Source organism: Amycolatopsis vancoresmycina, from assembly GCF_000716785.1.
Classification (GTDB): domain Bacteria; phylum Actinomycetota; class Actinomycetes; order Mycobacteriales; family Pseudonocardiaceae; genus Amycolatopsis; species Amycolatopsis vancoresmycina.
Genome location: NZ_JNYY01000014.1, coordinates 23,582 through 35,800 on the forward strand (window position 1 = coordinate 23,582; position 12,219 = coordinate 35,800).

Below are 12,219 nucleotides of genomic sequence, written 5' to 3' on the forward strand. Positions count from 1 at the left end.
GGCGTATCTCGCGTGATTGGGGAGCGATCTCGCGTGATTGGCGGGGCATCACGCGTGGGGGAGGGGGACGGTGGTGGGGGTCAGGGGGAACGTGAGGGTGAACGCCGCCCCGCCTTCGGGGGCCGGGCCGGCGGTGAGGGTGCCGCCCATGCGGGTGACCAGGCCGTGGACCAGGGCCAGGCCGATGCCGGAGCCGACCGGGCGGCGGTCGCGGTACCGCGCGTTCAGCACCCCGCGCTCGAACGCCACCGGGTAGTCCTCCGGCGCCAGGCCCGGGCCGCCGTCGCGGACCGACAGGGACGCCGAGGCCCCGTCGGACGAGAGCGCGAACACCATCGGTGCCCCCGCGGGCGTGACCCGCAGGGCGTTCTCCGCCAGGCCGTCGACGACCTGACGCAGCCGGCGCGCGTCCGCCGCCACCAGGACCGGCGACGGAGGTGCCGAGACGGCCAGCGAGACGTCCTCCCGGGCGCACCGCAGCTGCCACACCTCCGCGCAGTCGCGCACCAACGCCGCCATGTCCAGCGAAGCGACGTCCAGCCGGAACTCGTCGGCCCCCAGCCGGGCCAGCTCCAGCAGGTCCTCGACCAGCCGCGAAAGCCGCCCCGCCTCGCGCTGGATCGTCTGCCCGGCCCGGACCGCGTCGGGCCCCGACGCGACGCCGTCCGCGATCGCCTCCGCGAAGCCCGTCACCGCCGTCAGGGGCGTCCGCAGTTCGTGCGACACCGACAGCAGGAACTCCCGCTGCCGCGCCTCGCTGACGGCCAGCGCGTCGGCCAGCGAGTTCAGCGACCCGGCCACCTCCGCCACCTCGCGCGGCCCCTGCACCGGCACCCGCACGTCCCGCCGGCCCGCCCGCAACGATCCCGCGGCCAGCGCGGCCCGGCGCAGCGGACGGCCCAGCAGCCGCCCGGAGACGAAGCCCGCGAACGCCGCCACCACCAGCCCGATCCCCAGCGCCAGCAGGATGTTGCGCACCAGCGCCCGTTGCGTCGCTTCGGCGTTCCGCGCGGGCAGGACCAGCGCGAACGCCGCCCCGCGCGGCCCGACCACCCGCGTCTCGACGAGGTACTGCGACCCCGCCACCGTGACGCGCCCCGAGTGGTCCGCCGCCAGCCCGAGCTTCCCGGCGGCCTGCACGGCGACGCCGTCGCCGAGCGGCTGCCCGCCCGCGCGCCGGACCACGACCGAGATGCCCTGCCCGCGCACGACGTCGGCCACCTTGCCGACGCCCAGCCGGTTGCCGATGCCCGTTTCGTCCAGCTGCGAAGCGACGACGTCGGCCTGCGCGGCCAGCGACGACTGCAGCGCGTTGTCCGCCGTGGTCCGGATCAGCCGGGACGCGACCAGCCCCGCCACGATCACCGCGACCCCCGCGACGGCCAGGCAGACCAGCGTGATCCGCCCGGCCAGGGAGCCCCGGAACCTCATGCCGGGTCCGCCGCGTAGCCGATGCCCCGCACCGTCCGGATCGGGCTCGACGCCCCGAGCTTCGCCCGCAGCTGAGCCACGTGGACGTCGACCGTGCGCGTCCCCGCCGCCGCGGCGTAGCCCCACACCGCGCTGAGCAGCTGGTCGCGCGAAAGCACCTGCCCCGGGTGCCGGAGCAGGTGCGTGAGGAGATCGAACTCCGTCGAAGTCAGGGAAATCTCGGCGTCACCCGCCCACGCCCGCCGGGAGGTGACGTCGACGCGCGCGCCACCGACGGCGAACGTCTCCGCGGCCGGGGCCACGCCGGAAGCGCGGCGCAGCACGGTCCGCACCCGGGCGGCGAGCTCCCGCGGGCTGAACGGCTTGGTCAGGTAGTCGTCCGCGCCGATCTCCAGGCCGAGCAGCCGGTCGAGCTCGTCGTCGCGGGCGGTGACGAACAGCACCGGCGTCCAGTCCCCGGCCGCGCGCAGCGCCTTGCAGATCTCGATGCCGTCCATTCCGGACAGTCCGATGTCGAGCACGACCGCCACCGGCTTGAGCCGCCGGACGGCGTCCAGCGCCCGGCCGCCGTCAGCCTCGACGTGCACGCCGAAGCCGTCGCGCTTGAGGTACATCGCCGCCAGCTCGGCGATCGCGGCCTCGTCCTCGACCACGAGGACGAGGCCGCGTCCCGGTGACCCCATGCCTGCTCCCGTCTCCGCCGTCACTGACGGGGAGACGCTAGCCGGTCAGGGCGAGCCATCGCTGTTCATGTCGGACTCGATGCCGTTGAGTGTCGACTCGATCCCGCTCAGTTCGCCGGACGGCGAGACCGACGACGGCGTGCTGTCGGAAGGCGAGCCCATCAGGTTGTCGCGGCAGGCCGAGCAGCCGAGCGCGATGAGCGCGGCGGCCCCGACCGCTGCCGCGACCCTCGCGCCCCTCACTTGGCCGGCTTGCAGTGCGCGGACGCGAACGCGTCGAGCTTCTGCTTGGCCGCGTCCAGCTCGCCGATGCGGCCCTGCCGCTTGGTGGCGCGCTGGTCGAGCTGGTCGGCGCGCGCGGTGTGCCCGGCCGCCCGCTGGTCGGCCGCCCGCGCCTTCAGGTTGGCGACCGAGCCCTTGACCTCGGCGCCGCCGTTGATCCGCTGCTTCAGGTTGTCGGCCTTCTTCTGCAGCTTCGGGACCCAGTCCGAGCAGACCTGCTGCGACTCCTCGGGGCTGAGCGTGATCGGCGCGACCGGCGCCGGCGACGTGGTCTGGGCCGAGGCCAGCGGCGCCGCCACGAGCAGGCAGGCCGCGCTCGCGCCGCCCGCCAGTGCCAGCCGCGTCCAGGTGGTTCCTCGCATCGTTTCTCCTCGTATCCGTTCCGGGGTACGAGGAGAACTCTGGCCGGGCGGTGTTCGGAGGGCGTCCGCCTAGTGTTCGGGCTTTGTAAGGCCGAGGCTGACCGACGTCCGCGCGAGGTCGAACGTCAGCGTGTCGCCGTAAGCCGGCAACGCCGGGTCGAACAGCAGCCCGTCGGTACCGCCGAGCAGCAGCCCGAGCCGGTGCCCGGCCGGGACGACGTGGTCGAGCGCGGTGAGGCCGAACGTCATCGGGTACGCCCGGCCCGGGACGAGCGGCTCGCCGTGCCGCAGCGACGCGTGGTGCCCGAGGTCCGCCCAGCCGGCCGCGATGATCCGGTGGTCGGCGGAGCCGACGTCGGCGGCCGTGTCGAGGAAGCACGCGCTGTCCCCGCCGGTGCTCGAACCCCAGCACGAGCGCGTCGCCAGGTTCCGCACGCCGCTGCCGTACTCCGCGGTGTTGCGCAGCTGCGCCGGGCCGTAGTCGACGAGCGCGACCCCGATCCGGGCGGCGCTCTTGTCCGACGACACCGTGACCGTCACCGACGGCGTTCCGGCGATCCGCACCGCCGCCGGCAGGGGAGCCCCGGTGAACCGCGCGGCTCCCACGCCGTTCGCCCAGTCCTCGCGAGTGCGGGCGGGATCGTCGGCGACGGTCGCCGTCCCGGAGCCGCGCAGGCCCAGCGTGCCGTCCCCCGAGGGCCGCAACGTCGTCGGGAGCGTGGCGGGCGGCCAGGTCCGGACGTCGGTCCAGCGGTCCGGTGCGGTTTCGAGGTGCACGGCGGGCTCGCGCTCGACGCCGTTGTGCAGCCCGAGCAGCCAGCGGTCGAACCAGCTGTGCAGGGTCTCGACCCACTGCGTTCGCTGCAGGTCGAAGGGGTCGGTGTGGCCGGCCTGGCTCAGCCACGCCTTGCGCGGGACGCCGGCCCGGCCCAGCGCGTCCCAGTAGCCGGCGAACTGGCCGGGCGCGACGACCCAGTCCCCGAAGCCCTGCGCGACGAGCACGCTCGCCTGCCCGGGGCGGGGGACGTAGTGCACGCTCTGCCAGTAGGCGGTGTAGTCGCCGTTGGTGCCCGCGCGCGCCTTGAGGTCCGCCTCGAACGGCTTGCACAGCTCGGCGGCGCGCTCGTTGTAGGTGAACGACGACCCGGTGTTCTCCGGCGTGGCCAGGGGTGCGCCGTTCGCGACGAGCTGGGCGTAGTTGTCCGCGACGCCTTCGATCGGGACGATCGTCTTCAGCCCGGCGACGCCCGAGGCGGCCATCCCGATCGCGGTCGCGCCGTCCTGCGACTTGCCGATCGCGCCGACATTCCCGGTGGCCCAGTCGGCGCGCACCGGACGGCCGCCGCCGGGGGCGTCGAAGGCCTTCGCCCGCCCGTTCAGCCAGTTCACGACCGCGGTGCCGGAGCCGACGTCGTCGAAGCAGCCGGACGACCGGTTCGTCCCGCCGACGTCGGCCAGCACGACCGCGTAGCCGCGCGGCACGAAGTAGTTGTCGTAGAACAGCGGGAACTGCACCGGGGTGCCGTCCGGCGCGTACGTCTTCTTCTGCAGCTCGTTGCCCCGGCCGCAGCACGCGTAGTACGGGCTGACGTCGAGGATCACCGGGACGCGCACGCGCGCGGCCGGCCGGATGACGTCGGCGGCCACGCGGTCGGGCTTGCCGTCGTGGTCGTTGTCGGTGCCGGTCTCCACCCACGCCGTCTCGCGGATCGCGTCGGCGTAGGAGTAGACCGGCCGGCTTTCCGCGGCGACCGCGGCGGGCGCGAGCCCCGCGGTCGTGAGCAACGCGGCCAAGAACCCCAGTATCAGTCGCATCCGGACAGGGGATCACGGTTTTTCGTACATCGCCAGGAACTTCTCCATGGCGGCGTCGACGGCTTCGCGGTCGCCCGTCGTGACGAGGTCGAGCAGCAGCCCGCGGGTGACGGCGAGCCCGAGCCGGGCGTGGGCGGGCCGGTCGGCCGCCGGGACGCCGAGCTGGGCGAGCCGGGCTTCGATGGGGCCGAGCCAGTCGTCGATCACGCCGTCGAGGAACTCCGCCGTGCCCGGGGCGCCACCGAGCGCCTGGCCGTAGAGCTGGAAGAACAGCTTTTCGTTGGCGCGCAGGTCATCGTCGGTGAGCCGGCGCCAGAAGTCCGCCGGGTCGAGATCGGCGAGCGCGGCGCGCTGGCGGGCCTCGACCTCCCGCGCCACCGCCGTGAGCAGGCCCTCCTTCGAACCGAAGTGGTAGATCAGCATGCGGTGGCTGGTGCCGAGGTCCGCGGCCAGCGCCCGCAGGCTCCGGTCCGCGCCGCCGTGGCGGGCGATGTGGTCGATCGCCGCGTCGAGCAGCTTCGCGCGCGGGCTTGTGCCGATCATGTACCAGATGGTACACGTACCAAATGGTACAAAGAATCTCGGTGCACGCCAGGGCGGCCGCCTCGCCCGACGCCGTGTATGCCCTGCTGCGGGACGGCGCCAGCTGGCCGACGTGGTCCCCGTTGGGGTCGTTCGAGCTGGTCCACGAGGGGGCGGACGAGCCGGAGGGCCTCGGTGCGATCCGGCTGTTCAAGACCGGCGGCGTCCGGTCGTACGAGAAGATCGTCGCGCTCGAGCCCGGCCGCCGGTTCGGCTACGCGCTGGAACACGGCCTGCCGCTGCGGGACTACGTCGCCTACGTCGACCTCGCCCCGCGGGACGGCGGCACCGACATCCACTGGCATTCGACGTTCACGCCGAAGATCCCCGGCACCGGCTGGTTCTACCGGTGGTTCCTCGGCTCCTTCGTCAAGCGGGTGGCCGCGGGATTGGCGGCCACCGCCTGAACGGCGTGTTACTCTCCCGGGGAAAGCGAGGGAGTGTGCCGTGGGACCCGATCCGTACGACCGCAACTGCCCGACCCGCCAGCTGCTCGACCGCATCGGCGACCAGTGGACGGTGCTGATCGTCGGCGCGCTCTCCGGCGGCCCGCTGCGGTTCACCGAAATCGGCCGCCGCGTCGACGGCATCTCTCAGAAGGTCCTGACGCAGACGCTGCGCAGCCTGGTCCGCGACGGCATCCTCGACCGCACGGCGTACCCGACGATCCCGCCGAAGGTCGAGTACGAGCTGACCTCGCTGGGCCGCAACCTGTCGGAGCCACTGGAGATGCTCGACCGCTGGGCGCGGCGGCACATGGCGTCGGTCCAGGAGGCGCGGGACGCCTACGACGCGGAGCACACGCCCGCGTCCGCGTGAGACGCGCGTCCAGTTGACAGCTCCTGGACAAACCGTCGCAGTACGGGTTCTGCCGGGCCGCTCGCAGGGACACTGTCGCCGTGCTCAGCGAGACCGTGCCCGCACCCAGCTGGGGAGTCGTCGCCCTCACCGCGTTGTTCGCCTTCGCGGTGACGCTGGTCTCGATCGTCACCCCACCCAGCGGCCGGCGGAGCCTCCTGCGCAACGCCAACGTGCTGGGCACGCTGTTCCACGAAGGTGGGCACGCGCTGGTGGCGATGCTGGTGGGCGGGGATGTCCGCCGCGTCGAGATCGACAGCGCCGAAGGCGGTGCCACGCTTTCGCACGGTCATGCGGGCCTGGGCACGGTCCTGGTCTCCGCCGCCGGCTACGCGATGCCGCCACTGGCCGGGCTCGGGGCCGCCGCTCTCCTGCACCGCGGGCACGTCTCCGCCGTGCTCGTGCTGACCCTCGTGGCGATGGTGTTCCTCCTGCTGCTCGCCAGGGACCCGCGCACCTTCGTCCTGATCATCGTGGTGGGGGCGGTCGTGTACTCGGCCCTGCGCTACGCCCCGGCCTGGCTGCGCACCGCCGTCGCGTACACCGAAGCCTGGCTGCTGCTGACCAGTGAACTGAGCGGTGTGCAAGTCCTCGTCTCGAACCGCCGCTCGAAGGGCTTCCGCGGCCACACCGACGATGCCGCCTTGCTGGCCAAGCAGACCAAGATGCCGTCGCCGCTGTGGATCGGCGGGTGGTTCCTGCTCAACGGCTGGGCCATCTGGCACGCCGCTCCGCTGCTGTTCCCCTAGCGGGCCACCAAACCCGCCTCGTGGGCCAGCAGTCCCGCCTGCGTCCGGTTGGTGCAGTCCAGCTTGACGAGCATGCGCGAGACGTAGCTCTTCACCGTCGCCTCGGCCAGGTGCAGCTTGGCCGCCGTGTCCGCATTGGACAGTCCGGAACCGAGGCAGGCCAGCACGTCCCGCTCGCGTTCGGTGAGGCCGGCGATGCGGCGGCGGGCGTCTTCGCCGCGTTCCCGGCTGTCCGAGGACAACGCGACCAGGCGGCGGGCGGCCGACGGCGAAAGCACCGTGTGGCCGTCCGCGGCCACCCGGACCAGGCCGATCAGGTCCTCCGGCGGCGTCGACTTCACCAGGAACCCCGCCGCGCCCGCGCGCAGGGCCCGGATCACGTAGGTGTCCGCGTCGAACGTCGTCAGCGCGACCACCGCCGGCGGGTCGGGCAGCGCCGTGATCCGCGCGATCGCCGTCAGCCCGTCCACGCCCGGCATCCGCAGGTCCATCAGCACCACGCGCGGGCGGTGCCGGACCACGGCCTCGACGGCTTCGGCGCCGTCGCCCGCCTGCGCGACGACCTCGATGTCGGCCGCCGAGCCCAGGATCGTGCGCAGGTGCGCGCACACCATCGGCTCGTCATCGACCACGAGCACCGGGATCACAGTGCGTGCCTTCCGCTGTCGGGACGTAGGCGGGCAGTATCGCACCGACCCGGAACCCGCCGCCGGGTGCCGGGCCCGCGTCGAAGCGGCCGCCGACCAGTTCGACGCGCTGCCGCAGGCCCGCCAGCCCGGCCCCGGAACCGCTGCCCGTCAGCGCCGGGTCGGGCGGCCGCGCCGCCGCCGTGCTGTCCACCGAGACGTCCAGACCACCGGGGTGGTAACGCAGGGAGACCTTCGCCGACGCGCCCGGCGCGTGCTTGCGCACGTTCGTCAACGCCTCCTGCACCAAGCGGTAGGCGGTGCGCGCGACGGTCGGCGACACCTGCGCCGGATCGCCGTCCACCGCCAGGTCCGTCGGCACCCCGACCGACCGGGACTCCTCGACCAGCCGGGCCGGGTCGCCCGGCTCTTCCGGGCTGAGCGTCCGCGGCCCGGTCTCGATCCCGTTGCGGAGGACGCCGACCAGGTCCCGCAGTTCGTCCAGCGCCAGCGCGCCTTCGCGGCGGATGTCCTCGGCCGCCGTGCGCACCCCAGGATCGGGGGACGTCACGCCGAGCGCGCCGGCGTGCAGCACCATCAGGCTGAGCCGGTGCGTGACGACGTCGTGCATCTCGCCGGCGAGCCGGCGCCGTTCCGCCGCGCGGGCCTGCTCGGCGAGCAGGTGCTGCTCCCGCTCGGCGCGTTCCGCCCGGTCGCGCAGCGACTGCAGCAGCTGCCGCCGGGCCTCGAAGTACAGCGACACCAGCGCCGGCAGCGCGGTGCTGAGCAGGCCGAACGGCGTCGTCGCCCAGCTCGGCGTCCACGGCCGCGCGGCGATCACGGCCAGCACACCGGCCACCCACAGCACGGTCCGCCGGTCCAGCACCCGCGCCGACTGGGACAGGATCACCGGGGTGATCGTCGGGACCGTCGTCAGCGCGAGCGGGTGCACGGGCACGAGCAGGCCGGGCGCGAAGGTGTCGGCCGCGAGCATGGCGGCCGCCGCCGCGGTGACGAACGCGCACACCGGCCCGGGGAACCGGAAGAACAGCACCAGCGTGAGGTCGCAGGCGACCTGCAGGACCAGCCCGGCCGCCGGGCCCCACGCGCCCGTGGTCCGGTCGCCGAGGACGTAGAAGAGGGTGTTCAGCCCGGCGAACGCGAGCGCGGCGCCGATCAGCCAGGCGCCGTCGGAGCGGCTCGGCCAGAGCGGCCGCCGGGCGATGGTCACGTGGTCACGGTAACCGTGCCACCCGGCCGCCGCCCCGCCTCGTGCAACCAAAGTTGCACGTGATCACCCTCCTCGTCGGGTATCGCCGGTGACCCCGGAACCGGTGGACTGGAGCCACGCGGTGAGAGGGAGACGGCGGATGTCCCCGGCATCCGCCGTGCGTACGGTGCCCGCCGGCGTCGCTTCCCTGCCCGGCGCCGGCGGGTCCCGGTCTGCCGAGAGGGGAATGGGATGACTGAGCTGTCGTTGCCCGGCCGGGCCTACCTGCTGGCGTGCGACACCCGGCGCGACCGGCTGCCGGACCGCGACCGCGTCGCGCTGCTGGTCCGCGCGGCGGCGTTGACGGACCTGGTGCTGCGCGGGCTGGTCGCGGACGCGGCGGGCCGCCCGGTGGCCCGCGGCGCCGCCGGCACCGGCCACCTGGTGCTCGACGACCTGCTCGCCGAGCTCGCCGCCGAACCGCACCGGAAGTGGCGCGCGTGGGTGCGCCGCGGCGCCCGCGGGACGCTGCAGTCCCTGGAGGCCCAGCTCGACGCGGCGGGCGTGATCACCCTCCGGACGTCCCGCGTGCTGGGGCTGTTCCCGCGCCGCCGCCCGGCGGTCCGCGACGCGGCGACGGCGGCCGCGCTGCGCGACGAGGTGGCGTCGGCGCTGCGCAGCGACGCCCCGGTGCCGGCCGACGTCGCGGCCCTGACGGCACTGGCGGCCGCGGCCGAGCTGAACGCGGTCCTCCCGCGCGGCGAGCGCCGCCGCCACCGGGACCGCCTGGCCCGGCTGGCCGACCAGGCGGGCGCGGCGGCCCCGGCCCTGCACAAGGTGATCCGCGAGCTCAAGTCGGCCCGCACGGCCTACGTCGCAGCCGCCTCGGGCGGCGGAGGCTGACCAACCGGACGACACGCGTACCCACGCGGACGACACGCCGGACCGGACTCGCCCCGGCCGTGTCGTCCGTCCAGGTACGCGTGTCGTCCGTTCCGGTGCGCGTGTCGTCCGGCTGGGTTCGGTGTGCGCCGAAGCGTCGCCGCCCTAGGTTCGGGGCATGGACGAATTCCGTGCCCTGCACGTCCCCGGCTCCCCGCTGCTGCTGCCGAACGCGTGGGAGTTCGGCGTCGGTGCCTTCCTCGCCGCGCAGGGCTTCCGCGCCCTGGGCACGACCAGCCTCGGCGTCTCCGCGGCGGCGGGGGAGCCCGACGGCGCACCGTCGACGCGCGAGGCGACCGTCGCCCTCGCCACCCGCCTCGCGCGGCTGGACGTGCTCGTCAGCGTCGACGTCGCCGACGGCTTCAGCGCGGACCCGGCCGCCGTCGCCGACCTCGCGGCGGAACTGGCGGCCGCCGGCGCGGTCGGCGTCAACCTCGAGGACGGCCGCGCCGACGGCTCGCTCGCCGCGGTCGAGGTCCAGTGTGCGCTGGTCAAGGCGGTGAAGGACCGGGTGCCGGACCTGTTCGTCAACGCCCGGACCGACACGCACTGGGCGGGCGACCGCTCGATCGCCGAAGCCGAACGCCGGGTCCGCGCGTACGCGGCGGCGGGCGCGGACGGCGTCTTCGTGCCCGGCCTCGCCGAGCCGGGTGACGTCGAGCGGATCGTCGCCGCCGGCCTGCCGCTCAACCTGCTCTTCCTGCCGGGCCGGGTCACCCTGGCCGGGCTGGCGGAGCTGGGCGTCGCGCGGGTCAGCCTCGGCTCGCTCCCGTACCGGATGGCCCTCGCGGCCGCCGCCGGGACCGCGCTGGCCGTGCGCGACGGCCTCGACCTGCCGCTGAGCCCGCCGAGCTACGCCGAAGTCGCCGCCCTGCTGCCGTAAATCGGGTGAACCGGCCCGGCCGGATCTGCTTGCCTGTAGGCATGCGCGCCTTCGGAACCGACTTCGCCGCCCCGCCCGGCTACCTGAACACGCCCAGCGTGGGCATCCCGCCCGCGCCGGTGGCCGCGGCCGTGGCGGAATCGGTGGAACGGTGGCGGACCGGGGCGACCCGGCCGGGCGAGTTCGACGAGTACGTCACGCGGGCGCGGGCCGGGTTCGCCCGCCTGCTCGGCGTCGAACCCGCGCGGGTCGCCAGCGGCGCGTCGGTTTCGCAGCTCATCGCCAACGTCGCCGCGGCGCTGCCCGCCGGCACCCGCGTGCTCGCCGCCGAAGGCGACTTCACCAGCGTGACGTTCCCCTTCGCGGCGAACCCCGGCGTCACGGTGACCGAGGTGCCCCTGGCCGTGCTGCCGTCGCGGGTCGAGGGCCACGACGTCGTCGCGGTGAGCGTCGTCCAGTCCGCCGACGGCCGGATCGCCGACCTCCCGGCGCTGCGGGCCGCGGCCGGGGCCGCCGGGGCGGCGGTGCTGCTGGACGCGACCCAGGCGGCCGGCTGGCTCCCGCTGGACGTCGCCTGGGCCGACTGGGTGGTCGGCGCGAGCTACAAGTGGCTCTGCGCGCCGCGCGGCGGCGCGTGGCTCGCGGTGCGGCCGGACGCGCAGGAGCGCACCCGCGCGGTCGCGGCGAACTGGTACGCGGGGGAGGACCCGTGGGCCACGGTCTACGGCCTCCCGCTGCGCCTGGCCGGTGACGCCCGCGCGTTCGACCTCTCACCCGTCTGGCTGGCCCAGGTCGGCTCGGCGGCGGCCCTGGAGTACTTCGCCGGCCTCGACCTCGCCCAGGTCCAGGCGCACAACACCGGGCTGGCGGACACGCTGCTGGAGAAGCTGGGGCTGCCCCCGCGCGGCACCCCGATCGTGTCGCTCGCCGCCGACCCGGCGCGGGTCGCCGAAGCCGGGATCGTCTCGAGCGTCCGCGGCGGCCGGGTGCGGGTCGGCTTCCACCTCTACAACACCGCTGACGACGTAGAACAGCTTTTACCCGCGTTCGGGTGAACCGCGGATCGCGGGTGAACTACCGTATGGCCCCGTGGTTGGTGCGCATTTCACCCCAGGCCCGTCCGACACGGCCCCGCTGGGCGCGGTTCCCCCGCAGCCCCGCCCGCCCGTGCCGGGGCCGCCGGCGCGCGACACCCGCTCCCTGCTGCTCAGGGGCGCCGGGCTGGTCGCGATCGCCGTCGTCTCCGGGCTGCTCTGGTTCCTGATCCGGCACGACTCGACACCGGACGAGCCGGTCGCGCAGCCGCCGGCGCAGAACACCGGGCAGTTCCAGTTCACCAAGGTCGCCGGGCCGGAGAAGTCCGACGACTGCGTCGAGAAGTCCTACAACAAGACCCAGGACTTCTTCCGGGACAACCCGTGCCAGTCGCTGGTCCGCGCGCTGTACACGACGGAGTCGGGCGGCGCAAAGGCCCTGGTGTCCGTGGTGGTGGTCGGCATGCCCGACTCGTCGAAGGCGCGGGCGCTCAAGACGCTGACCGAGCGGGACGGCACCGGCAACGTCACGGACCTGGTCAAGGACAAGACGTTCGCGGGCACCGGCACGCCGAGCGTGAGCGGCAAGGACGCGGCGTACGCGTCGAAGGTGGAGGGCACGAACACGACGATCGTGCTGGCCGACTTCTACGCCAAGCACAAGGACAAGGCCCTGATCGAGAAGATCGCCGACGACGCACTCCGCCTCGCCGCCGACCTCCACTCCTGAGCACCCCGGGTCGTGAGTGGTAAGGCGAGTTA

Annotated in this window: 15 protein-coding genes; 7 read left to right on the plus strand and 8 right to left on the minus strand. The window is 74.3% G+C overall.

Going from position 1 to position 12,219, the window contains the following annotated elements; all coding sequences use genetic code 11:
* Positions 1 to 48 precede the first annotated feature (48 nt).
* From OO60_RS29255 to OO60_RS29280, 6 genes are all read right to left on the minus strand, one after another.
* Complete coding sequence (locus OO60_RS29255; protein WP_033262533.1) at positions 49 to 1,431, minus strand: sensor histidine kinase; 1,383 nt, start codon at positions 1,429 to 1,431, stop codon at positions 49 to 51.
* Entirely contained in the window at positions 1,428 to 2,114 is a 687-nt protein-coding gene (locus tag OO60_RS29260) for a response regulator transcription factor (RefSeq protein ID WP_004561148.1), read from the minus strand. Before OO60_RS29260 ends, OO60_RS29255 begins: the two co-directional genes overlap by 4 nt.
* Before the next feature lie 45 nt (positions 2,115 to 2,159).
* Positions 2,160 to 2,357: a hypothetical protein gene (locus OO60_RS29265; RefSeq protein ID WP_004561147.1), complete on the minus strand. Its 198-nt coding sequence runs from the start codon at positions 2,355 to 2,357 to the stop codon at positions 2,160 to 2,162.
* The gene (locus OO60_RS29270) at positions 2,354 to 2,758 is read right to left on the minus strand and encodes a hypothetical protein (protein ID WP_004561146.1); all 405 of its coding nucleotides are present in this window, start codon (positions 2,756 to 2,758) and stop codon (positions 2,354 to 2,356) included. The genes OO60_RS29265 and OO60_RS29270 overlap by 4 nt, the downstream gene beginning before the upstream one ends.
* A 69-nt stretch (positions 2,759 to 2,827) precedes the next feature.
* A complete protein-coding gene (locus tag OO60_RS29275; RefSeq protein ID WP_033262534.1) occupies positions 2,828 to 4,573 on the minus strand; it encodes a CocE/NonD family hydrolase in 1,746 nt (581 codons plus the stop codon).
* Positions 4,574 to 4,585: 12 nt separating this feature from the next.
* Positions 4,586 to 5,116, minus strand: coding sequence for a TetR/AcrR family transcriptional regulator (locus OO60_RS29280; RefSeq protein ID WP_004561145.1), 531 nt, complete (start codon positions 5,114 to 5,116; stop codon positions 4,586 to 4,588).
* Positions 5,117 to 5,139: 23 nt separating this feature from the next.
* Between OO60_RS29280 and OO60_RS29285 the strand changes: the two genes are divergently transcribed.
* The 3 genes from OO60_RS29285 to OO60_RS29295 all read left to right on the plus strand — a co-directional run bounded on the left by OO60_RS29285 (position 5,140) and on the right by OO60_RS29295 (position 6,762).
* Positions 5,140 to 5,562, plus strand: coding sequence for an SRPBCC family protein (locus OO60_RS29285; RefSeq protein WP_033262535.1), 423 nt, complete (start codon positions 5,140 to 5,142; stop codon positions 5,560 to 5,562).
* A 40-nt stretch (positions 5,563 to 5,602) separates the two neighbouring features.
* On the plus strand, positions 5,603 to 5,974 hold the full coding sequence (locus OO60_RS29290) for a winged helix-turn-helix transcriptional regulator (RefSeq protein ID WP_004561143.1): 372 nt from the start codon (positions 5,603 to 5,605) through the stop codon (positions 5,972 to 5,974).
* 80 nt (positions 5,975 to 6,054) lie between these two features.
* Complete coding sequence (locus OO60_RS29295; RefSeq protein ID WP_004561142.1) at positions 6,055 to 6,762, plus strand: M50 family metallopeptidase; 708 nt, start codon at positions 6,055 to 6,057, stop codon at positions 6,760 to 6,762.
* Here OO60_RS29295 and OO60_RS29300 read toward each other — a convergent pair.
* Both OO60_RS29300 and OO60_RS29305 read right to left on the minus strand, forming a co-directional pair.
* Entirely contained in the window at positions 6,759 to 7,409 is a 651-nt protein-coding gene (locus OO60_RS29300; protein ID WP_004561141.1) for a response regulator, read from the minus strand. The genes OO60_RS29295 and OO60_RS29300 overlap by 4 nt on opposite strands.
* Positions 7,384 to 8,619, minus strand: a complete 1,236-nt coding sequence (locus tag OO60_RS29305; RefSeq protein ID WP_004561140.1) for a sensor histidine kinase — start codon at positions 8,617 to 8,619, stop codon at positions 7,384 to 7,386. The genes OO60_RS29300 and OO60_RS29305 overlap by 26 nt, the downstream gene beginning before the upstream one ends.
* A 231-nt stretch (positions 8,620 to 8,850) precedes the next feature.
* Between OO60_RS29305 and OO60_RS29310 the strand changes: the two genes are divergently transcribed.
* The 4 genes from OO60_RS29310 to OO60_RS29325 all read left to right on the plus strand — a co-directional run bounded on the left by OO60_RS29310 (position 8,851) and on the right by OO60_RS29325 (position 12,187).
* The gene (locus tag OO60_RS29310; protein WP_033262536.1) at positions 8,851 to 9,501 is read left to right on the plus strand and encodes a GOLPH3/VPS74 family protein; all 651 of its coding nucleotides are present in this window, start codon (positions 8,851 to 8,853) and stop codon (positions 9,499 to 9,501) included.
* Between the two features lie 157 nt (positions 9,502 to 9,658).
* The gene (locus tag OO60_RS29315) at positions 9,659 to 10,423 is read left to right on the plus strand and encodes an isocitrate lyase/PEP mutase family protein (RefSeq protein ID WP_033262537.1); all 765 of its coding nucleotides are present in this window, start codon (positions 9,659 to 9,661) and stop codon (positions 10,421 to 10,423) included.
* A gap of 41 nt (positions 10,424 to 10,464) precedes the next feature.
* Positions 10,465 to 11,478 carry an aminotransferase class V-fold PLP-dependent enzyme gene (locus OO60_RS29320; RefSeq protein WP_033262538.1) on the plus strand — a complete coding sequence of 338 codons (1,014 nt, stop codon included), beginning with the start codon at positions 10,465 to 10,467 and terminating at the stop codon, positions 11,476 to 11,478.
* Positions 11,479 to 11,590: 112 nt separating this feature from the next.
* Positions 11,591 to 12,187 carry a hypothetical protein gene (locus tag OO60_RS29325; RefSeq protein ID WP_033262539.1) on the plus strand — a complete coding sequence of 199 codons (597 nt, stop codon included), beginning with the start codon at positions 11,591 to 11,593 and terminating at the stop codon, positions 12,185 to 12,187.
* Positions 12,188 to 12,219 lie beyond the last annotated feature (32 nt).